Here is a 21077-nt window from a genome sequence, read left to right as displayed (position 1 = left end):
CTGTCCCTTTTCATGAGGGTGGCCTGAATGACAGATTATACCGATGTAAAACATCCTGGCTGGGCCGACAGCGAGAAGAAAGGCATTAACTGCAGCGTAAAATTTACCTGGGTGGATAACTATCTTCCCTTTACGGCCTCGCTGTCAGACTGTCAGGAGTATGGCAAAAAAATCTATAAGGAGTGTGTGGCCGGAAAGTGGGGAGTAATAGCCGACTATGTCCCCCCGGCCATTGACTGGACCACCCTGGCTGAACTGGAACGACAGCAGCGACTCGACGAGGCAAACAGCGTGACGGCCGACTGGCGCGTTGAACTGATGCTGGGCTCTGTTACTGAAGCTGATAAAGCCAGCCTGACCGCGTGGATGGCGTATATTCGCGAACTAAAAGCACTGGAATTTTCTCATGTAACGGATGAAGAGAGCTATAACGCGATAGCCTGGCCGGACAGGCCTGAATAATCCCGCCATTTCACTGAATATCACACACCGCCCACACCGGGCGGTTTTTTTATGGAGAAAATATGGACCTTCACGGTGTACGCACGAAGGAAAAAGACAGCGCCACAAAGGCTGTCACGAACGTCAATCTGTCCGTTATCGGCCTGGTGGGTACGGCGCCGGACGCGGAGCAGGGCACGGCTGCCAGCCTGACCACCGGCAGCGTGCTGGCCGGGAATGCGCTGACCTTTATCGCAAAAGACCCGGGCACGGCTGGCAACAAGCTGAAGGTGGTGATGGTGGCCGGTGAACCCACTGAGGCGACGGATAATACCGACGCAGCGGGGGCCAATACGGCAGCCGCCTTTGCCGATGGGGTGCTGACGGTCACGCTGGGCACCGATGAAAACGGCGTGGTGACCGCTACGGCCGCTGAGGTGGTGGACGTCATCAACGACCTGCAGGATACCGGCATCACCGCCGCGCTTTATGCCGGGTCTGCCGGTGACGGGGTGGTGACGGAACTGGCAGCAACTCAGCTCTCCGGCGGTACCGACGAGCCGTTCCCGCTGTACAAGCCCGCCATCATCTCAGGCAGCAAAAGCAAAACGAAAAAGCTCGGTATCGCCGGGACCCTGTATGCCGACATGCAGGATATTCTGGCCCAGACCGGTGCGCTGGTGATTGTGGTCCGCGTGGAGGCTGACGAGGACGAGGATAAGCAGCGCGCGAACATCCTGCAGGGGATTGAGGCGCTGCAGCTGGCGCAGGGCAGCACGAACTACCAGCCGCGTATTCTGATTGCGCCCGAGTGGAGCACCGACGACGGTGTGGGCAAGGTGCTGGAGAGCATGGCCACGAAGCTGCGTGCGGTCACCTATCTGGATTCGCCCTCCGGCGCAACACCTGTGGAGGTGGCGCAGCGGGCACAGAAGTTCGGCGCCCGGGTTGAAATGCTCCGCCCGCGCATCATGGTCACCAGTGACGTGACCGGGGAGAGCGTCTCCCGGCCATACTCTGCCGCCGCTGCGGGCCACCGCGTGCGCATCGACAGCGAAAAAGGGTGGTGGTGGTCGAAGTCCAACCAGACCGTGCTGGGCTTTACCGGCCTGGAGCAGGTGGACACCTGGCTAATCGGGGATGAAAACTGCGTGGCCAACCAGCTGAACCAGGAGAACGTCTCGACCATCATCCAGCTGGACGGCTTCCGCCACTGGGGAAACCGTCTGTGCTCGTCCGATCCGCAGTGGCGCTTTGAGGCGGTACGCCGCACGGCCGACATGCTGCAGGACTCCATTCAGGTCATGGTCACCAAAAACTATCTCGACCGTCCGATCGACAAAGCGTTTGCGACCGCGCTGGTCGGGTCGGCAAACAGCTACCTGCGCAGCCAGACGAAGCTGGGGGCGATTAACGGCGGCCGCTGCTGGCTCGATCCTGAGCTGAATACCGCTGAGTCTCTGGCCGCCGGCAAAATCTACTTCAACATTGCTTTCGGTCCGAAATCCCCGGCAGAAGAAATCACCCTGACTTACGCAATCGACAACACGTACACCGTCACCGAAGTGGCGGCGTAAGGAGTATTTATGGAACTGTCCTACGTCTACAGCAAAAGTGCACTCTACACCCAGGACGGCACGCGCATCGCCGGCCTGCAGTCATTCACCCCGCCGGCAATGACCGCCACCATCGGTAACTACAAAACGACCTGGATGGACATGGCCATGCCGGTGGACAACGGCATGGAGCCGATGAGCAGCGAGTTTAAGGTCTCGGCCGATAGCGACGTGCTGGCGCTGTTCGGGTTTATTCCGGGCAACACCACCCGCGTGCAGGCGCGCCGGACCTACAAGGACAGCAACGGCGATCTGCACACGTTTGTGGATGAGATGCAGGGCATCATCGGCACGCTGACGCCCGACGAACACGGTGGCGAGAGCAAGGAGGGGGTAGGGATGAGCGCCACCCTCAACCTCAGCTACTACAAGCTGACGGTCGACGATAAGGAAGTGTATGAAATAGACCCGCAGAACATGATCCGCGCGGTGAATGGCGTGAACGTGCTGGCCGATGAGAAAGACGCGCTGCTGATGTAAAGCAACCAGAAAAGACAAAACCCCGACTGTGGAAGCAGTGCGGGGATTTTAATACCCAAAATTTAAATTCAGAAGGAAATCATCATGAACTATCCGGCAACCACCACCACCATTACCCTGTCCCGACCGGTCGACCTGAACGGCGAAACCGTCACCAGTCTGACCCTGCGCGAGCCCACCGTGCGCGACAAACTCATGTTCGAAAAAGCCAGAGGCAGCCTGCTGGAAAAAGAGCTGGCCATGACCGCCTCGCTGTGCGGCCGCTCGCCTGAAGACCTGTACGGCCTGCCCGCCTGCGATTATGACCTGCTGGTGAAGGCGTTTAACGATTTTTTGCTGCCACCGGCGGACCGACAGAACAACAGCTGATTGCTGACCATCCCGGCATCCACTACTGGTGCCGGCTGACGTTCGCCGAGCAGCTGGCGCTGCCGGTGAGCGTGTATCAGTCGTTCCGCCGCCAGGCGATAAAGCGGAGTAAGCATGGCCACTAACACCAACCTCAAAACGACGATCAACTTCGGCGCCCGGATTGACGGCAGTTTTACCGGGGCCACCGGCGCGCTGGACAGGGCGCTGAAAGGCATTGGTACCGAGACAGCGCGTAACCGTACCCTGCAGACGGCCTGGGGGCAGCAGCTTGCACGCTCGCTGAACGGTGCCGCCGGTGAAACCGAAAAACTGACCCGTGCGCAGGACACGCTGAAAAAGAGTATCCAGGAGGCCACGCTGGCCGGAAAGGATACCTCCCGCCTGAAAAAACGCTATGCAGCGATAGCCCGTGAACTTGAACGCGCCCGCCATGTCCAGGACAGGCTCACTGACTCAATGCGCAGGGAAATAGAGGTCGCTGAGCGGGCGGAGCGCGTGGAAGCGCGCAGGGCCAGGCTTCGCAACAGCATGCGCGCTGGCGGAGCCCATGCACTGCGCGGCAGCGGACGCGTAATTGGTGCAGCCGGTAGCGGCTTGCTGTCCGCTGGCAGATGGGCGTCCGCAGGTCTGGCCGCCGGTGCCACAGCCGCTATTGCTTCCCCGATTATGCTCAATGCTAAAACGGCTGAGGAGCTGGGCCTGGCGCGCGGCTACGGCATGAGTATCGAGAAGTACAAGGCCGGGGGCGACCTGGCCGCGCAGTTCGGACTGAACGCAGAGAACTATGGTGACCTGGCGGAAGAGGGCACCAACAAAATCTGGGAGGAAGGAAACGAGAAAACGCTGAACCCGATGCTGAAGCAACTGGGGCTGAGTAAAGGTGTTCTGCAGAAGATGGGCCGCGAAAAGGCTTTTGACCTGTTGATGCAGAAGCTGTCCACGATGAAGGACGGCGCTGCCGCGGCATCGCTGGGCGATCAGCTTATGGGGGCAGAGTCCAATAAAATGCTGACAGGCCTGCATACCATTGGCAAATCCTACAATCAGGCGATGGAGGAGGCGAAGCGCTATAACCTGCTGACGCAGGAAGGCGCGGAAGGGGCGATGCAGGCAAATATCGCCGTAAACCGACTCTGGGGTGTCGCGGAAAGCGGCATGCAGGACACGGTGGGTAAGATCACTAAAGAGCTGGTGCCGTCTATTGATGACGCATCTACCGGTCTGGCTAAGTGGATCAAAGATATTCAGCCTCAAATTACGACCGCAGTCATCGACTGGATCAAACCCGACGGCAACGACAAAACGGGGCCACAGCGGCTGTGGGATGGCATGATTAAATTCGGGCACGGTGTAGAAACCGTGGCTGATGTGGTGATGGCCGTGGCCGACAGGCTGCAATGGTTGATCCCCGATAAAGATGCGCATCGTAAGGAGATGCTTCGCCAGGTCTCCATGGGGGATGCGGATGCAGCCATGGCTGTCGCGAAGGAGAATAATGATACGAAATGGCTCAATGCCATCCTTGCTTCGCCGGATAAGGTCTCTGGGCTGGAAAAAATGCGCAGCGATGCGCAGTGGAGCTGGTCAGGCAAACGACTGACTGACCCGGGGAAATACTGGGATAGCGTCTACACGGACATGCTCAAAAGTGTGGATGTACCCTCTGCAGAGAAAACAGATTCGTTCAGTTCAGCATCCGATAAAAATGTTAACTTTGTACCTTTTACCCCCCAGCCCCGGCAGACGATAAACAACCATCCGAGGGTCAGCATCACGGTGAACGCCGCGCCCGGCCAGAGCACTGAGGACGTGGGCAAAAGCGTCTACGATGCCTTCATGGAAAGCCTCCCTAAAGGCTGGGACGCTTCATCTGGTAATAACGCCTTCGATATGCCTTCCCTGTAAAAATTATTCACGGAAGTAAGGTATATCAACAGGGTAAGTATTTGTGAGACTTATCATGCGGCAATTTACCAGTTTTTCTTTGTCTGCATACCAGAAAGAAAATTGACCGGTACTCTGATTAAAAAGCATCTGGTCGAGATTGGCGAACTGGAACATCAGAATAGGCCCATTACGGGAGGGCCTCCCACCGGTTTCAAACCTTCCATCCCCCCAGGATTCTTGCGTGTGTTCGTAACGATGAAGTATGACCTCGATCTGACCACGCAGCGGACAAAGCAGCCTGATATCTGAGTTTTCCATCGATAAAGCATACGATGTCGCTGAATAAAACAAAGCTAATGCAAGAGTAATTACGTATTTCATTATGGAAGATCCTGTGAGTGTCAGGGTCTTATGACACCTCCGGATTTAGCTGTCTTTGAGTTGAATCATGCTGAAAGTTTGAATGACGATGATATATACAACCAAAAATGGCGATCGTCTCGATACGATTTGCCAGCAACATTACGGCGCCACGGACGGGGTGGTCGAGGCGGTGATGTTTAATCCCGCCAATTACGACATCACTACCCTGGAGGTTTTTTCCGCCGGCGCGGCGATAACGCTGCCGGCCATGAGCGCGTCCGATACCGTTCAGGCGCAGGAGGAGCACGTGCTGTGGGAGTAGAAAATGCAGTTTCATCAGCTTACCCGGACTGGGCTCCGGCATTCACCCTGACGGTCGAGGGGAACGATATTACCGACCTGGTTGCGGCTAACCTGGTCAACCTGACGCTGACGGACTACGGCGCCGGCGAGAAAAAAAGTGATGAGGTTTCCTTTGCCGTCGTCGACGAAAAGCTGACGCTGCCGGCAAAAGGGGTAAAGGTGGCCTTAAGCCTGGGGTTCGGTACGCAGCGGGTCAGCAAAGGTACTTTTGTCGTGGACAGTACTGCGTCCGGCGCCAGCGGCAATTCATCGCGAATTGTTCAGGTTACCGCCCGTGCGTACTCGAAATCATCCGCGAAAGGGCACGGCACCCTGCAGTCGCAGAAGCACCGCAGCTGGACGAACGTCACGCTGGGCGACCTGCTCAACACGGTGGCGACCGAACATGGCCTGACGCCGCGCATCGATGAGACCCTGGCCGCGAAAAAGCTTGAGCATGAGGACCAGGCCGCCGAGAGCGACATGAATCTGGTCACCCGCCTGGCGGCGCGCTATGGCGCGGTGAGCAAGGTCACGCACGACAGCTGGGTGGTCATTCCCCGCGAGGCGACAAAAACCAGCAAGGGGAACGACATCAAGATGGTGACCATTACACCTGTACAGGTCTCGCGCTGGAGCTACCGCAACAATTCAGACCATCCGGACAGCAGCAAAAAGGGCGGCGGTACGCATGTGATCCGCTATATCGACGTGACGGACGGCGGGAAGGTCAAAACCCTGACCGTGGGCAGCGGTGAGCCGGTGGTGCATGAAGAAGTCACCATGTACAACCTCGAGGCGGCGAAGGAAATTGCCGGCGGCGTCACGACGAAAAGCAAAAAAAAGCTGTGCCAGATGAATCTTGAGATGCCCCTGACGCCTGAACTGGTCAGCCTGACGGCCCAGTGCCGGGTGATCACAAAAGGGTTTGGCAGTGTGGAAGACCGGAAGTGGCACATCAGCAAGGCACTGTTTCGGTACGGCCCGCAGGGCGCAACATTAAGTCTGGATCTGGAGTAGAGATGGAACAAATTTTAATTTCAGGGCAATACAATAATCCGGTCGGTCAGCCGCTGGCGGGCGTGCGGATCATCCTCGTTTCACGGGCGACCAGCAACAGCACATTTGCCGGGGCGCATGTGGTGGCCACCACGGATGAGTGGGGAAAATACAGCTTTAACATTGTGCCGGGATGCTACGTCGCCAGCGCCCTGCATCCGGACAGGCGCGAGGATTACCTGGGCGTTATGGAGGTGCTGCCGGGCAGCGGGCCGGGGACGCTTAACGACTTCATTACCGCCCTGGTGTCCGATGATGCCCGCCCGGCCATCCTGCTGGCCATGCAGGAAATCCTGAACGAAACCCGCGAGCTGGCCAGCGGGGCAGTGGCGCGACCGACCGGAGAGTACGATGGCGATAAAACGTATAACGTCAACGATCTGGTGCAGTATGAAGGCAGCGAATACCGCGCCACAGCACAGGTAAGCGGCGTAACGCCACCCCTGGCACCATGGGAGCTTTTCCTGTCCCGTGGCGAACAGGGGGAAGCGGGGAAACCTAACGTTCTGACTGTCGGCAACGTGCTTACACTCGACCCGGGTAAGCCGGCCGCTGCGGAAATCACTGGTGATACGCCCTCTCAGGTACTGAACCTCAGTATTCCCCGCGGACAGGACGGGCAGGATGGCAAAGACGGTGAAACCGGTCCGGCGAATGTGCTCACGATCGGCACCGTTGTGTCATCTGAACCCGGCGCCCCGGCCGCCGCAGATATTACCGGCGATGCGCCGTCACAGGTGCTGAACCTGACGCTGCCGCGCGGTGAAAAAGGGGCTGACGGAAAAGACGGTGAAAACGGAAAGGATGGAGACCCGGGCCCGGCAAATGTGCTGTCGATCGGTACGGTGGAAACGCTGCCCGCCGGAAGCGAGGCGGTGGCAGAAATCACCGGCGAATCACCTGCGCAGGTGCTGCACCTGAGTCTGCCGGCAGGGCCGCAGGGTGATAAAGGCGAGACGGGCCCGGCGAACCAGCTGACGATCGGGGAAGTCACCACACTTGAGCCGGGCAGTAACGCCACGGCAGAGATTACCGGCGATGCGCCGGCACAGGTACTGAGTCTGGGGATCCCGCAGGGCAAAGCCGGTGAAAAAGGGGACGCGGGCGAGGCTGGCCCTGCGAATAACCTGACTATCGGAACGGTGACGGAACTCCCTGCAGGCAGTGCTCCAACCGTGGAACTGGAGGGAGACTCGCCGGAGCAGGTGCTTAACTTTGGATTTCCGAAGTTTGAAAGCGGCGTGCAGATTATCACCGTGGCATCGGGTGAATCGCTCGATCCGTTGACGGCAGAGCCGGGGACTTACTGGCTGGAGCCTGGCGCCACTCTCCACAACGGACCGGCAAGCATGGTTGTGGAAATTTATACCTGCGTTGTTGATGTGAGGATTACGGGAAAATCAGTTCGCCTCACCCTTGAGGCACATTTCAATGAATCGACCGGTTATCACCACTGCGCCCAGTGTGAACTTATGCCAGGGCTCTCCGCGCTCTGGTCGTTCACGGGGCCTATCTCGGGCAATCCCCGTACCGGGAAAAACTTCACCATTGCAGGCGTTACAGAGTTTTCCTGGTTGACTGTCGGGCCCAAAATAGATGCGTACAGGTTATCTGTACTGGTAGGGGCAAAGATTTACGGGTTGCTGAATGACGACCAGGACAGGGAGCTAAAAGAGATGATTGAAAGTGAAATGAAGTTACTGGCGGTCTGAAAAAAAAAGGCCCTGCCGCGTTGCGCCCGCGAGCGGCAGGTTCTCATCAGGCACATTGTCGGGTAACAATATTGATGAGAATTAAATTCCACCGGAGGGATGGAAACCTGGTGGAAATACATCAACGAGTTTTTATTATAAAAGCCCCGTCAGAGGGTACTAACGGGGAAGCAACTATGGCTGAAGACTTCTGCTACGCATGATGTCTGGCAGAGTCATACCAGACGGGATGAATATAGCGGCACAGGTATCAAATAGGTATTGTTTATCTATTAATAAAAATTAACTAACGTAAATCCTTGTAAGTAATGTGGGATAAGATGGTTGAATGTTAAAAAATCAATGCAGATAAGAAAAATAACGTAAGTCGATAATCTGTATTGCAATTATAACTAAGATTTTTACTATGTAGTCTGCGGCCGGATTGGGAGGCGTTTTTTTAAACTGTCAGAAGATGAGTGGCGAGATTGTGATGCCCGCCCTCTGGTTAGTTTTAAGAAATAGATAAAAACCATTCAAAAATAGATGTATAAGGTAGAAAAGCCGATTGTTGTTTCTAACTCACCTGTTTATGGTAAAAGGCAGCTTATACCCATTTCTGGCGGGAAGGTTACAGGGGCATTGTTGGGCGAAGTACTGCCTGGGGGAGTAGATAGCCAAGTAGTTGAACCAAATGGACTCTGTCGTTTATCTGCTCGATATGCTTTGAGGGTCGAAGAGGGTACTATTTACGTTGAAAACAATGGCGTACGACGCGTACCAGAAGAGTTTAGGGAACGTCTTTTTTCTGATGATATGAGCTTTTTTGATGAGCTATCTTCATCGGAAATTTACTTTCGTACAGTTCCTTCGTTTGAGGTAGATGTCCCTGAGCTTGAATGGTTGCGGACATCAATTTTCATCTGTTCCGCAAACCGAACATGTGATGGGGTGAAATTAGATTTTTATCGTGTAGCCTAAGTGTTTTGCATTATGTTTACAGCCGTAAAGCGTTTGGTGTAGGTCTGGCTGTAGATGAACAGGATTCGAGGGCATCCATGGAAAAGCTAACATTGACACGAAAGGAAGGCACTGAGCTACTTGGCATCTCGACGGCCACAGTGACTCAGTGGGTTCTTGAAGGCAGGCTCAAAGCCTACCGGGTCAGCGATAGGCCCAAGTCACCGTATCTGTTTACGAAAGAAGATTGCAAGGCCGCCTTGTTAGCAGTGGAAGTCGAGCCAACCAAGCTAAGGAACAAAGAGCGAGAGGTTGAAGCTGAGGTGGCCGAAGGCAGAAAGACGTGAATAAAAAATTGCGTCGGATGCTTAACATGCCTGAAAAAGAATGAAAAAACCGGCACTGTGGCCGGTTTACTTTTTCTTGGAGAAGTTGAACAGTTGTACTAAAAGCAAACTAATGTGCATCAATGAAGTAGCAGCGAAACCAATTGACAGAGTCGGGAGAAAATTAATCGGTTGTTTGCTGGTAGCCATGAGGAAAAGCCCCATAAAGAAAACAATCCCTAACTCAGCAAAGGTAAGAGCGTACATGATGATGACAGATGTCATGTATCCATAAGACTTTACCTTATGCATATTTCTGCCACCGATACCTATTACAAACGTTAACGCAGCGATAAGAATTGCGATCGTTGTGCCTGCGTATGAAGCTATCGCCGCTCCAAGCGCGTCTCTATGTTCAGAGAACGAAACGCCAGGAAACAAGTATCTAAATGCAAAATAAGCTGCAATAACAGGAAAATATGGCAATGCAAAAAGAATTACACCTGGCATGACTTTGTGGTTCTGTGACATTGCCTCCTCCTTGTAATCCAATGATAGTTAAAGCGCACTATCAAATGCATCGTTATAGCTTTTCATTATAACAGACTTCATTCTTATGAAGCATGTTTCCATCTCTTCAGCGATATCTTCGTTTGTCGATTTATACAGATTAGCTGCCAGATGTCCTTTATTAGACAGGTAATATTCCGTAAGTAAATCGGCTGCTTGCTCTTTGCCTTTTATGAGTATATCGCTATGGCTGTCATCGGCGTTTTTAATGAGTTCCTTCGCCATGTCTCGAATGTTTCTTGCTCTCTTCGGCTTTAGTGTGATCTCAATACCGTCTAAAAGTTCTTCTTCAATAGTTTCAATGCCTGTTGCTCTAAGCAAAGGGCTGAACAACTTAGACCCGCTTTCCACCCTAAGTGTGGTTCGACCGATGAACTGCATTTCTAAAGCATCATCTTTACTAACATCACGCATCAGAGGTTCAATACAAAGTTTGAAGCCCATCGGAATGTCTAATTTATTGGAAAGATAAATCTGCAGCTCTCTGGTTCTAGGGCCGTGTTGAGATGATGCATAACCAATGATGTTGTCTTTCACTAAAAGAAAGGAAGGAAAAGCAAGGGTTTCATCATTACCCAAAGCATTCTTCATTTCATCGATAGAAAATGTTTTCTTATTTACCCGTTTTACAAAGGCAGAATCATATGTCTTTGTTAACAAAAAGCTTTTATCAACAATGTGATGGGCGAAAACGAAATAATCGTCAACTTCAAGGGCGTTACCTTTCTTTTCGACTACCTGTGAAGAAAGGGATTCAAAAAGGTCACATGGTGAGTTATCTTTTCCATTGCTATAATAAATAGCATAAAAACTCATTTTCATATCATTTTCCGTTATATAGATGGATTAACCATCATATGAGCCCATTTCTAATGGCAAATATGGATAATGATAAACTCTAATAGAAAACTGGATAACCTGGAGTTTTATCAGGGTTTTCAGGTCTAGTCTTCCACCAGCCACATATCGGACTCTTCAAACATTACCTCCAGCATGCGGTTCAGCTTTTCCCGATCGCTTTTGCTGGCATCACTATTCAATCCGTTCGCCTGCATCGGTTTCACTCTCACCTCGGCATCAGGGAAAATCTGGTGCACCCGCTTCGTCAGTTCTGCCAGGATAATCTCTCTGGCCCCTTCGAGCCCCTCAACATTACGCTTGTCATAAACCAGTTCAACGAACATAAAACCCTCCGGGAAACCACTGTAATTGTATACAGTATCTTTACTGTAAAAATAAACAGTGTCAAGGTGAGCGGAGCGCGAAAGGGGGAAGGGTTTTTGTTACCCTTAGTTACAAATAGAAAAACCCCAGACCGTAAGATCTGGGGTTCTTTTAAAGTGCACGTGCATTTCACGTGCATTTTTTTATCTTTTCTCGGTCTGCCTGCTGTCTGGTCAGTGTCCGTAAGTGGCTGTTTTTATTGCCGCTGTCCGGTTGCAGTCCTATCAAAAGTGGTGGAGCTGGCGGGAGTTGAACCCGCGTCCGAAATTTCTACATCCTCGGTACTACATGCTTAGTTTGTCTTTACATTCGCACGTCAGCTGCGGACAAACACGCCACTAACGAACTAGCCTGATTAGTTTTAACGCTTCAACCCCAGGCAGGGCTTCCACGCGATCTCTTTTGGGTTTGACCTCTCTTTGATCCCCGTCTTAAGAGCGGAAGCTAGGGAGAGAGGGCTCTTAGCAGGTTATTAAGCTGCTAAAGCGTAGTTTTCGTCGTTTGCGACTATTTTTTTGCGGCTTTTAACGAGGCAAACCGCCCCTCGGCATGCACCTTGGGTTTCGCAAATCCCGTCGAATCCAGAATCAGCCCCAATAGTGTTGAACTCAGTATACCAGATTTTACTTCCTCGATACCAGCCCGAAACGCTAACTTATTGAATAGTACAATAAGTGCGCAGAATCAACGTCCTGCGTTTTTCATAATACGTGCTTTGTCGAGTTGCCACTCGCGTGCTTTCAGGTCAGTACGCTTGTCGTGCTGTTTCTTACCTTTCGCAACGCCGATTTTCACTTTGCACCAGGCGTTTTTCCAGTATAAAGAGAGCGCAACCACGGTAAAGCCTTCACGGTTGATGCGTCCGTAGAGGGATTCCAGTTCGCGCTTGTTCAGCAACAGCTTGCGGGTGCGGGTTGGATCGCAGACGTAATGTGAAGAGGCCACGGTCAGCGGCGTGAAGTTCGCGCCGAACAGGAAGGCCTCACCGTCTTTCAGGATCACATAGCTGTCGCCAATGTTGGCTTTCCCGGCACGCAGCGATTTTACTTCCCAGCCCTGCAACGCAAGGCCGGCCTCGAATTCTTCTTCGATGAAATACTCGTGGCGAGCACGCTTGTTGAGCGCAATGGTCGCCGAACCAGGTTTATGTGCTTTTTTCTTCGTCATAAGTGTCGTAAAGCCGTCGGTAATCTGATTTTAAAAAGTCACCTCATTGCGTCCTGTGAGGTCTAACGCGCTATCTTAGCACGAGATAAGGCTTAGCGTTTTTTTAACAGGTGATAAATGTTATTATTTGTCTGTTGTGTGACCATGGAAAATGCTATGCCTCAGATTAGCCGTACTGCGCTTGTTCCCTACAGCGCGGAACAAATGTATCAGTTAGTGAACGACGTTCAGTCCTATCCGGAATTTATACCGGGATGCACCGGTAGCCGGGTGCTGGAATCCGGCCCGACGCAGATGACTGCGGCCGTGGATGTCTCCAAAGCGGGGATCAGCAAAACGTTCACCACGCGCAATACCCTGACGAGCAATCAGAGTATTTTGATGCATCTGGTGGATGGTCCGTTTAAAAAACTGATGGGAGGGTGGAAGTTTACGCCGCTGAGCGCAGACGCCTGCCGTATTGAGTTTCATCTGGATTTTGAATTTACCAATAAGCTGATCGAACTGGCGTTTGGCCGTATCTTCAAAGAACTGGCCTCGAATATGGTTCAGGCGTTCACCACGCGCGCCAAAGAGGTTTACAGTGTCGCATAAGATTGCTGTTGAGGTGGTGTATGCGCTGCCGGAGAAGCAGTATTTGCAGCGCGTGACGCTTGAAGAAGGGGCCACCGTTGAGGCGGCTATCCTGGCGTCCGGCATTCTTGAGCTTCGCAGCGACATTGATCTGGCGAAGAATAAAGTCGGCATCTATAGCCGTCCGGTAAAGCTTGGGGATGTGCTGAAAGAGGGTGACAGGGTTGAGATTTATCGACCTCTGATTGCCGACCCGAAAGAGCTGCGTCGTCAGCGAGCGGAGAAATCCGGTAAGTAGCGCTTTCTTTTCCCCGGTGGCGCTGCGCTTACCGGGGCTACAATTCTGCGCAAATAAACATACACAAAAAAGGTGCTCATTGAGCACCTTTTTGCGTTGCTGACGCCTGATTATTTGGTCAGGGCAGGCTTGTTGTCGATATTGGTCAGCACACCAGCACTGCTGAAGGTCAGCGTCAGGGTTTGCTGGCTCACGTCTTCGTGACCAGGCTGCTGGCGGAATACATAGAACCAGGTATTTGTACCGAACGGATCGGACATCATCGGGGTTCCCAGTGCATAAGCGACCTGCTGTTGTGTCATTCCCACACGGATTTTGGACACATCGTTAGGGGTAAGGTAGTTCCCCTGGTTGATGTCAGGACGGTAAACCACTTTCTCCAGAGTGGAACAGCCTGCGGTCAACATCAGAAGAACCGCTGCGGCAGCGGTCAGCGTTTTACAGCGCATAGTGATTTGATTCCTTTTCGGGCCCGAGCAGTACGCGGCTCATATGTAATATGCCGATGATAATAGACCTTGCCCCACTTTGAAACCGGTCTGGCGGCGTTTTTGTTGTTCTGTATGACCCTGAGATCCCGAAAAAGTTTATGCCGCCAGCAGTTCTTTCGCATTCGCGAGCGTATTGCGCGTGACTTCACTGCCCCCGAGCAGGCGTGCCAGCTCCTGCAAGCGTGCGCGTTTATCCAGCGGCTTCATGTGTGTTTCCGTCATTTCGCCGTCGGTTTCTTTACTGACGATAAAGTGATGATGACCACAGCCGGCTACCTGAGGCAGGTGAGTCACACACATGACCTGCGTCGATTCACCCAACTGACGCAGCAGTTTGCCGACAACGGCCGCCGTCGGGCCGCTGATACCCACATCCACTTCATCGAAAATCAGCGCCGGGGTTTCCATCTTACGGGCGGTGATCACTTGGATGGCCAGGGCGATACGCGACAGTTCACCGCCGGAAGCCACTTTCGAAATCGCCTGTAAAGGCTGGCCCGGGTTGGTGGTGACGCGGAATTCAATGCGGTCTGCGCCTTCCGCCGTCAGGTGATTTTCTTCAAAGCGAACGTCGATGGTGAACACCCCGTGCGGCATCGCCAGCGTATGCATGCTGTCGGTAATGTGCTGGCTAAGCTCCAGCGCATAGTGTTGGCGCACGTCGTGCAGCCGTTTCGCCGTTTCCAGCGCCTGCTGGTGATGCAGATTTACCGCCAGAGACAGGGTTTCGAGGGAATCGGCCTGATCGTCCAGCTGTTGTTGTTCTTCCAGCAGAGACTGATAGTAATTCGGCAGTTCTTCCGGAGTAACGTGATGCTTACGCGCCAGTGAAATCTGACGGGAGATACGTTGCTCAAGTTCAAACAGACGGTTCGGGTCGAGATCCAGACGTTCACAGTAGTGGCGCAGTTCATCCCCGGCTTCTGAAATCTGAATCGCGGCCTCTTCGAGCATCTCCAGTACGCCAGACAGCTTATTGTCCATGCCGGTCAGCTCGGTAACAAGCTGGCGAACATTGTACAGCTGGCTCTGCAAGTTCACGTCCTCGCCATCTGCCAGCATGTTCAGGGCATTCTGGCTGGTGGAAAGCAGCTGACCGCTGTTGGCCAGACGCTTGTACTCCTCGTCGATTTGCTCAAATTCCCCCGCCTGCGGGTTAAATTCGTTCAGCTCTTTCAGCTGATACTCCAGCAGCTCGGCGCGGGCGGTACGCTCCTGGCTTTGCTGCTGATGCTGCGCAAGTTCGCGGCAGCTTTGATGCCACTGACGATAGTGCTCCGCCATCAGTTGAGTAAGCGCATACTCACCTGCGTAGCCATCAAGCAGGGCTTTCTGTTGTTCGGGTTTGATTAACTGCTGATGCGCATGCTGACCATGGATTTGGATGAGCAACTGGCCCAGCTCGCGAAGCTGGGAAAGAGGGACCGCAGTGCCGTTGATAAAACCACGGGAGCGGCCATCACAGCTAATGACGCGGCGAAGTAAACACTCACGTCCGTCTTCCAGCTGGTTTGCTTCCAGCCAGCGCAGGGCGGCAGGCGTGTCTTTTAACGAGAAGCGGGCGCACAGGTCTGCACGGGCTGCGCCTGTGCGCACCATATCGCCCTCTGCACGACCGCCGAGGCACAAGCCGAGGGCATCAATGGCAATGGATTTACCTGCGCCGGTTTCACCGGTAATCGCCGTCATTCCGCTATGGAAGTCGATCTCAAGCTCACGAACAATGGCAAAGTTGCTGATGGTCAGTTGTGCCAGCATAATTGTTTTCCTGTATGAAAAACCATAACTGTGTTTGTATACAGTATAAACTGGTTTTATATACAGTAAAGCGCTGGATGCAAAATCAGAACAATTTTTTTGACCAGCCGAGTTTAGAGCTTAATGTATTGAAATAGCTGTAATCTTTCGGGTGAATGAGGTTCAGGTGGTAATCGCAGCGGCGAATGAGTACATCTTCACCTTCCTGAATAGGAAGCGCAATCTGGCTGTCGCAGCTGATCTCCAGGTCGCTGCGGCGATGGGAGAAACGCAGGCGGATGGTGCTGTCGCCGTTGATCACCAGCGGACGCGCCGAGAGCGTGTGCGGGAACATCGGCACCAGGGTTATCGCATCCAGCGATGGCGTCAGGATTGGGCCTCCGGCTGAAAGCGAGTAGGCGGTTGAGCCCGTTGGTGTTGAAATAATCAGCCCGTCAGACCGCTGCGAGAACGCGAAGATTTCGTCGATATAGACTTCAAACTCGATCATGTGCGCCACTTTACCGGGGTGGAGGACCACCTCGTTAATGGCGGTGCTGATGCGCTTCTGGCAGTCCTGCTGACACACCTGGGCTTCCAGCAAAAAACGTTTTTCACTGATGTAGTGGCCTTCCAGCACGTCCGCCAGCTGCTGCTGCGCATTGTCCGGGTCGAGGTCGGTCAGGAAACCGAGATTGCCACGGTTAATACCAATCACCTTAATATCATAGCGAGCCAGCGTTCGCGCCGCGCCCAGCATATTACCGTCGCCGCCGACCACCACGGCGAGATCCGCCTGCTGGCCAATTTCCGCCAGCGTGCCGGTTCTGACGCTTTTAAGCTGCAACTCCTGGGCGATTTGCTGTTCGACCATCACTTCATAGCCTTTACCACTCAGCCAGCGATACAACATTTCATGTGTCGTCAATGCGGTAGGGTGACGCGGATGGCCGACGATCCCAATACACCTGAAATGATTATTCATGTTCTGGAGGTCCTTGTGCCTGATGAATGATGACAATCTGCCTTGTTCCCTTGAATCCAGGAAACTGATCCCCATAATAAGCGAAGTTAGCGAGATGAATGCAGAAAAACGCGGAGAAATTCATGAGTAGTAAAGAACAGAAAACGCCTGAGGGGCAAGCCCCTGAAGAAATTATCACGGAACAGCACGATGAAGTTGAGGCAGTAGAGCCAGACACGTCTGCTGAGCAGGTGGACCCGCGCGATGAAAAAATTGCCAACCTGGAAGCTCAGCTGGTAGAAGCGCAGAATCGCGAACGCGATGGCGTACTGCGCATCAAAGCGGAAATGGAAAACCTGCGCCGTCGTACCGAGCTGGACGTTGAAAAGGCGCACAAATTTGCGCTGGAGAAATTCGTCAACGAACTGCTGCCGGTGATCGACAGCCTGGATCGCGCGCTGGAAGTGGCGGATAAAGCTAATCCGGATAACGCGGCGATGATTGAAGGCATCGAGCTGACGCTGAAATCCATGCTGGATGTGGTGCGTAAGTTCGGTGTTGAAGTGATTGCCGATACGGATGTCCCGCTGGATCCAAACGTTCACCAGGCCATTGCGATGGTCGAGTCAGAAGACGTTGCCGCGGGTAACGTGCTGGGCGTGATGCAGAAAGGGTATACCCTGAACGGTCGTACTATTCGCGCTGCGATGGTCACCGTGGCGAAAGCGAAAGCCTAATTTGCTACCTGTAGTGCCGGGTGGCGGCGTTCGCCTCACCCGGCCTACCTTCTATTCGGCAATACTTTCCCGAAGTGGCGTAACGGGCAGGACTTTCACCTGCTTAATCATGTTGTCCTGAACGTCCAGAATATCAATATCATACTGTTCAATACGCACACGCGTACCTGCCGCCGGGATCTCTTCCAGCGCTTCCAGAATCATGCCGTTCATCGTCCGCGCTTCGTCTTCTGGTAAATGCCAGTTGAACGCTTTATTGATTTCACGAATGTTGGCGCTGCCGTCGATAAGCACTGACCCGTCGTTTTGCGGGGTAACCTCTTCTGCAAGGGAAGGCGACATCGACGTGGTAAAGTCCCCGACAATCTCTTCCAGAATATCTTCCACCGTTACCAGCCCCTGGATGTCACCGTATTCATCCACCACCAGGCCGACTTTCTTCTTGTTGCGCTGGAACTTCACCAGCTGCGTGCTGAGCGGCGTGCCTTCCGGTACGTAGTAAATTTCGTCGGCGGCGCGCAGCATCACCTCTTTGGTGAACTCGTTTTTCTCGGTCATCAGGCGATAGGCCTCGCGCACGCGCAGCATGCTGATGGCATCGTCGAGGGAATCGCGATAGAGCACGATGCGCCCGTGCGGGGAGTGCGTCAGCTGGCGGACGATCGCCTTCCAGTCGTCGTTAATATCGATTCCGACGATTTCGTTTCGCGGCACCATAATGTCGTCAACGCTGACCTTTTCCAGATCCAGAACCGACAGGAGCATGTCCTGATTGCGGCGGGAGATCTGCGAACGGGATTCGTTCACGATGGTACGCAGCTCGTCTTTACTCAGCGCGCTGCTGATGGTGACGTCGGCCTTGATACCGACCATGCGCATCAGGACGCGGGTCACCATATTCAGCAGCCAGACCAGCGGCATCATCAGAATAAGCAGCGGCGCCAGCAGGAAACTGCTCGGGTAGGCGACCTTCTCCGGGTAAAGCGCCGCGATGGTTTTGGGCAGCACTTCCGCAAACACCAGCACCACAAACGTGAGCACCCCTGTGGCAATCGCCACGCCGGCGTTGCCGTACAGACGCATCCCGACGATGGTGCCCAGCGCAGAGGCGAGAATGTTGACCAGGTTGTTACCGATAAGCACCAGGCTAATCAGGCGGTCTGGCTTACGCAGCAGCTTTTCGACACGACGCGCGGCACGGTTACCCTGCTTGGCCCGATGACGCAACCGGTAGCGGTTCAGCGTCATCATGCCGGTTTCAGAGCCAGAGAAATAAGCGGAGATGACCACCATGATGACCAGAATGACGATCAGCGTGGTGGTAGAGATGTGTTCCAGGGGGAACTCCTTTTGTTACTTAGCCAGCAAATTGCTGTATGAAGCGGCTACCAAAATAGGCAAGCGTGAGAATGCCCGCACCCGCAACGTTGAACCAGACCACGCGACGACCGCGCCAGCCTTCATGATAATGGCCCCATAACAGGACAATATAGACAAACCACGCAATGATGGAGAGGACTGCTTTATCGATATTCTCCACGCTGAACAGGTTCTTCATATAAAACAAACCTGTGCACAGCGTCAGCGTCAGCAGAACCACGCCGACCTGGGTGATGTGGAACATCTTACGCTCAATCACCATCAGCGGCGGCATTTCGTGGTTAAACGCCAGCTTTTTATTTTTCAGCTGGTAGTCAATCCAGGCGAGCTGCATGGCGTAAAGGGCGGCAATGATCAGCGTCGCGTAGGCGAAAAGCGACAGGCCAATATGCACCAGCATCCCCGGCGTGGCTTCCAGATGGGTAATAAACTCATTAGGCATGAACGTGGCTAACGCCAGGTTGATCAGCGCAAAGGCGTAGATTATCGGCAGCAGCAGCCAGCCGCGGTTTTTAGACGCGACAATCGTCATGACCGTACAGATCATCAGGCTGACCAGCGAGCCGACGTTCAGCACGCTCAGGTTTTGCACGCTGCCGTCGCCGGGAATGATGCGTGATTCCAGCGCAAACGCGTGGCTAATCAATGCGATCACCGCCGAAAGAATAGCCATGCGCCGCCAGCCGCTGTTTTTTTGCAGCAGGCCAGGAATGATCAGCGCGAGGCTGACAGAGTAGGCAACAAGGGCGATCAGTGCGAAAACAGGCATATAGGCGTCGACAGTTGTCTTAATAAGAAAGAGAAGCAGTATAACGTTACGTGACGCCTGCTCCAACCGTTGCATAACAACAAAGGCGCCTTCATGTTATACTCCGGCAAAATTCTGTGTATGTGTCGCCCAGGCGACCTAACGTTTCTACCCCAGGCGAGAGACAATGTTTGATAATTTAACCGATCGTTTGTCGCGCACGCTGCGCAACATCAGCGGCCGTGGACGCCTCACCGAAGAGAACATCAAGGAAACGCTGCGCGAAGTGCGCATGGCGCTGCTGGAAGCAGACGTTGCGTTGCCGGTCGTCCGTGATTTTATCAACCGTGTGAAAGAGAAAGCGGTTGGTCATGAAGTTAACAAGAGCCTGACCCCGGGTCAGGAGTTCGTCAAAATCGTTCGTAATGAACTGGTTTCGGCGATGGGCGAAGAGAACCAGGTGCTTAACCTGGCGGCCCAGCCGCCTGCCGTGGTGCTGATGGCGGGTCTGCAAGGTGCAGGTAAAACCACCAGCGTCGGTAAGCTGGGGAAATTCCTGCGCGAAAAGCACAAGAAAAAGGTGCTGGTGGTTTCGGCGGACGTCTATCGCCCGGCGGCGATCAAACAGCTGGAAACGCTGGCTGAGCAGGTTGGCGTGGACTTCTTCCCGTCCGACGTGGCGCAGAAGCCTGTCGATATCGTGAATGCCGCGCTGAAAGAGGCGAAGCTGAAATTCTACGACGTGCTGCTGGTGGATACCGCCGGTCGTCTGCACGTTGACGAAGCGATGATGGACGAGATCAAGCAGGTGCACGCCTCTATCAACCCGGTAGAGACCCTGTTTGTCGTTGACGCCATGACCGGTCAGGATGCGGCGAACACCGCGAAAGCGTTTAACGAAGCCCTGCCGTTAACCGGCGTGGTGCTGACCAAAGTGGACGGTGACGCCCGCGGCGGTGCGGCGCTGTCTATTCGTCACATCACCGGTAAGCCGATTAAATTCCTCGGCGTGGGCGAGAAAACCGAAGCGCTGGAGCCGTTCCACCCGGATCGTATTGCTTCCCGTATCCTCGGCATGGGCGACGTGCTGTCGCTGATCGAAGATATTGAGAGCAAGGTCGACCGCGCGCAGGCGGAAAAACTCGCCAGCAAGCTGAAAAAAGGCGACGGCTTCGATCTGACCGACTTCCTTGAGCAGCTGCGTCAGATGAAAAACATGGGCGGCATGGCCAGCCTGATGGGCAAGCTGCCGGGCATGGGGCAGATCCCGGACAACGTTAAATCGCAGATGGACGACAAAGTGCTGGTGCGTATGGAAGCCATCATCAACTCGATGACGCTGAAAGAGCGTGCTAAGCCAGAAATCATCAAAGGGTCGCGTAAGCGTCGTATCGCAGCCGGCTGCGGCATGCAGGTGCAGGACGTTAACCGCCTTCTCAAACAGTTTGACGACATGCAGCGCATGATGAAGAAAATGAAGAAAGGCGGCATGGCGAAGATGATGCGCGGCATGAAAGGCATGATGCCACCAGGATTCCCTGGGCGTTAATCGGCCTTTTACAGCAGACTGATCAACTGCTGATTGCATTTTCCCCAAAAATCAGTAAAATTTTCGGGCTTTTAATATGACACCCGGGCTCCGTTCCTCGAT

General features: G+C 53.7%; 24 protein-coding genes and 1 other RNA gene. 14 read left to right on the top strand and 11 right to left on the bottom strand.

What is annotated here, in order from left to right; genetic code table 11:
• Positions 1-27 precede the first annotated feature (27 nt).
• From IM300_RS00220 to IM300_RS00200, 5 genes are all read left to right on the top strand, one after another.
• Positions 28-462, top strand: a complete 435-nt coding sequence (locus tag IM300_RS00220; RefSeq protein WP_193034737.1) for a tail fiber assembly protein — start codon at positions 28-30, stop codon at positions 460-462.
• A gap of 62 nt (positions 463-524) precedes the next feature.
• Complete coding sequence (locus tag IM300_RS00215; RefSeq protein ID WP_193034735.1) at positions 525-2018, top strand: phage tail sheath C-terminal domain-containing protein; 1494 nt, start codon at positions 525-527, stop codon at positions 2016-2018.
• A 9-nt stretch (positions 2019-2027) separates the two neighbouring features.
• Positions 2028-2537: a phage major tail tube protein gene (locus tag IM300_RS00210; RefSeq protein WP_193034733.1), complete on the top strand. Its 510-nt coding sequence runs from the start codon at positions 2028-2030 to the stop codon at positions 2535-2537.
• Between the two features lie 84 nt (positions 2538-2621).
• Positions 2622-2906, top strand: coding sequence for a phage tail assembly protein (locus tag IM300_RS00205; protein WP_193034731.1), 285 nt, complete (start codon positions 2622-2624; stop codon positions 2904-2906).
• Positions 2907-3020: 114 nt separating this feature from the next.
• Positions 3021-4814, top strand: a complete 1794-nt coding sequence (locus tag IM300_RS00200; RefSeq protein WP_193034729.1) for a hypothetical protein — start codon at positions 3021-3023, stop codon at positions 4812-4814.
• Positions 4815-4817: 3 nt separating this feature from the next.
• Here the strand turns inward: IM300_RS00200 and IM300_RS00195 are convergent, their stop codons facing one another.
• Entirely contained in the window at positions 4818-5180 is a 363-nt protein-coding gene (locus tag IM300_RS00195; protein WP_193035065.1) for a hypothetical protein, read from the bottom strand.
• Positions 5181-5259: 79 nt separating this feature from the next.
• On the opposite strand from IM300_RS00195, the gene IM300_RS00190 reads away from it, so the two are divergent.
• The 5 genes from IM300_RS00190 to IM300_RS00170 all read left to right on the top strand — a co-directional run bounded on the left by IM300_RS00190 (position 5260) and on the right by IM300_RS00170 (position 9558).
• On the top strand, positions 5260-5481 hold the full coding sequence (locus tag IM300_RS00190) for a tail protein X (protein WP_193034727.1): 222 nt from the start codon (positions 5260-5262) through the stop codon (positions 5479-5481).
• Entirely contained in the window at positions 5472-6521 is a 1050-nt protein-coding gene (locus IM300_RS00185) for a contractile injection system protein, VgrG/Pvc8 family (RefSeq protein ID WP_193034725.1), read from the top strand. Before IM300_RS00190 ends, IM300_RS00185 begins: the two co-directional genes overlap by 10 nt.
• Before the next feature lie 2 nt (positions 6522-6523).
• Positions 6524-8272, top strand: a complete 1749-nt coding sequence (locus tag IM300_RS00180) for a prophage tail fiber N-terminal domain-containing protein (RefSeq protein ID WP_193034724.1) — start codon at positions 6524-6526, stop codon at positions 8270-8272.
• A 525-nt stretch (positions 8273-8797) separates the two neighbouring features.
• Entirely contained in the window at positions 8798-9232 is a 435-nt protein-coding gene (locus IM300_RS00175; protein ID WP_193034721.1) for a DUF3237 domain-containing protein, read from the top strand.
• A 77-nt stretch (positions 9233-9309) separates the two neighbouring features.
• Positions 9310-9558 (top strand): helix-turn-helix domain-containing protein, encoded by a 249-nt coding sequence (locus IM300_RS00170; protein ID WP_226841908.1) that lies wholly within the window; start codon positions 9310-9312, stop codon positions 9556-9558.
• Positions 9559-9624: 66 nt separating this feature from the next.
• Here the strand turns inward: IM300_RS00170 and IM300_RS00165 are convergent, their stop codons facing one another.
• From IM300_RS00165 to smpB, 5 genes are all read right to left on the bottom strand, one after another.
• Positions 9625-10068, bottom strand: a complete 444-nt coding sequence (locus tag IM300_RS00165; protein ID WP_226841907.1) for a biopolymer transporter ExbB — start codon at positions 10066-10068, stop codon at positions 9625-9627.
• A 27-nt stretch (positions 10069-10095) separates the two neighbouring features.
• The gene (locus tag IM300_RS00160) at positions 10096-10929 is read right to left on the bottom strand and encodes a protein rexA (protein ID WP_193034719.1); all 834 of its coding nucleotides are present in this window, start codon (positions 10927-10929) and stop codon (positions 10096-10098) included.
• 122 nt (positions 10930-11051) lie between these two features.
• Positions 11052-11291 carry a DinI family protein gene (locus IM300_RS00155; RefSeq protein WP_193034717.1) on the bottom strand — a complete coding sequence of 80 codons (240 nt, stop codon included), beginning with the start codon at positions 11289-11291 and terminating at the stop codon, positions 11052-11054.
• A gap of 271 nt (positions 11292-11562) precedes the next feature.
• Positions 11563-11926: a transfer-messenger RNA gene (gene ssrA / locus IM300_RS00150) on the bottom strand.
• Between the two features lie 89 nt (positions 11927-12015).
• Positions 12016-12498: an SsrA-binding protein SmpB gene (smpB, locus tag IM300_RS00145; protein ID WP_003863115.1), complete on the bottom strand. Its 483-nt coding sequence runs from the start codon at positions 12496-12498 to the stop codon at positions 12016-12018.
• A 156-nt stretch (positions 12499-12654) separates the two neighbouring features.
• On the opposite strand from smpB, the gene IM300_RS00140 reads away from it, so the two are divergent.
• Together IM300_RS00140 and IM300_RS00135 are read left to right on the top strand one after the other, a co-directional pair.
• Positions 12655-13092 (top strand): type II toxin-antitoxin system RatA family toxin, encoded by a 438-nt coding sequence (locus IM300_RS00140; protein ID WP_003863117.1) that lies wholly within the window; start codon positions 12655-12657, stop codon positions 13090-13092.
• Positions 13082-13369, top strand: coding sequence for an RnfH family protein (locus tag IM300_RS00135; RefSeq protein ID WP_131637726.1), 288 nt, complete (start codon positions 13082-13084; stop codon positions 13367-13369). Before IM300_RS00140 ends, IM300_RS00135 begins: the two co-directional genes overlap by 11 nt.
• Before the next feature lie 110 nt (positions 13370-13479).
• On the opposite strand, the gene bamE is transcribed toward IM300_RS00135, so the two are convergent.
• From bamE to nadK, 3 genes are all read right to left on the bottom strand, one after another.
• Positions 13480-13818, bottom strand: coding sequence for an outer membrane protein assembly factor BamE (gene bamE, locus IM300_RS00130; RefSeq protein ID WP_063450054.1), 339 nt, complete (start codon positions 13816-13818; stop codon positions 13480-13482).
• Positions 13819-13956: 138 nt separating this feature from the next.
• Positions 13957-15618 carry a DNA repair protein RecN gene (recN, locus tag IM300_RS00125; protein ID WP_193034715.1) on the bottom strand — a complete coding sequence of 554 codons (1662 nt, stop codon included), beginning with the start codon at positions 15616-15618 and terminating at the stop codon, positions 13957-13959.
• An 85-nt stretch (positions 15619-15703) separates the two neighbouring features.
• The gene (gene nadK / locus IM300_RS00120; RefSeq protein ID WP_063450052.1) at positions 15704-16582 is read right to left on the bottom strand and encodes an NAD(+) kinase; all 879 of its coding nucleotides are present in this window, start codon (positions 16580-16582) and stop codon (positions 15704-15706) included.
• 122 nt (positions 16583-16704) lie between these two features.
• On the opposite strand from nadK, the gene grpE reads away from it, so the two are divergent.
• Positions 16705-17298, top strand: a complete 594-nt coding sequence (grpE, locus tag IM300_RS00115; protein ID WP_003863126.1) for a nucleotide exchange factor GrpE — start codon at positions 16705-16707, stop codon at positions 17296-17298.
• Between the two features lie 51 nt (positions 17299-17349).
• Here grpE and IM300_RS00110 read toward each other — a convergent pair whose 3' ends face one another.
• Positions 17350-18636, bottom strand: a complete 1287-nt coding sequence (locus tag IM300_RS00110) for an HlyC/CorC family transporter (RefSeq protein ID WP_063450050.1) — start codon at positions 18634-18636, stop codon at positions 17350-17352.
• A 19-nt stretch (positions 18637-18655) separates the two neighbouring features.
• Positions 18656-19447, bottom strand: coding sequence for an inner membrane protein YpjD (locus IM300_RS00105; protein ID WP_107535614.1), 792 nt, complete (start codon positions 19445-19447; stop codon positions 18656-18658).
• 166 nt (positions 19448-19613) lie between these two features.
• Here IM300_RS00105 and ffh point away from each other — a divergent pair, with 166 nt between their 5' ends.
• Positions 19614-20975 (top strand): signal recognition particle protein, encoded by a 1362-nt coding sequence (ffh, locus tag IM300_RS00100; protein ID WP_003863132.1) that lies wholly within the window; start codon positions 19614-19616, stop codon positions 20973-20975.
• The last annotated feature ends 102 nt before the right edge of the window (positions 20976-21077 follow it).

The organism is Enterobacter cloacae complex sp. I2 (assembly GCF_014896205.1).
Classification (GTDB): domain Bacteria; phylum Pseudomonadota; class Gammaproteobacteria; order Enterobacterales; family Enterobacteriaceae; genus Enterobacter; species Enterobacter quasihormaechei.
This window is presented reverse-complemented; position numbering and strand designations above follow the sequence as displayed.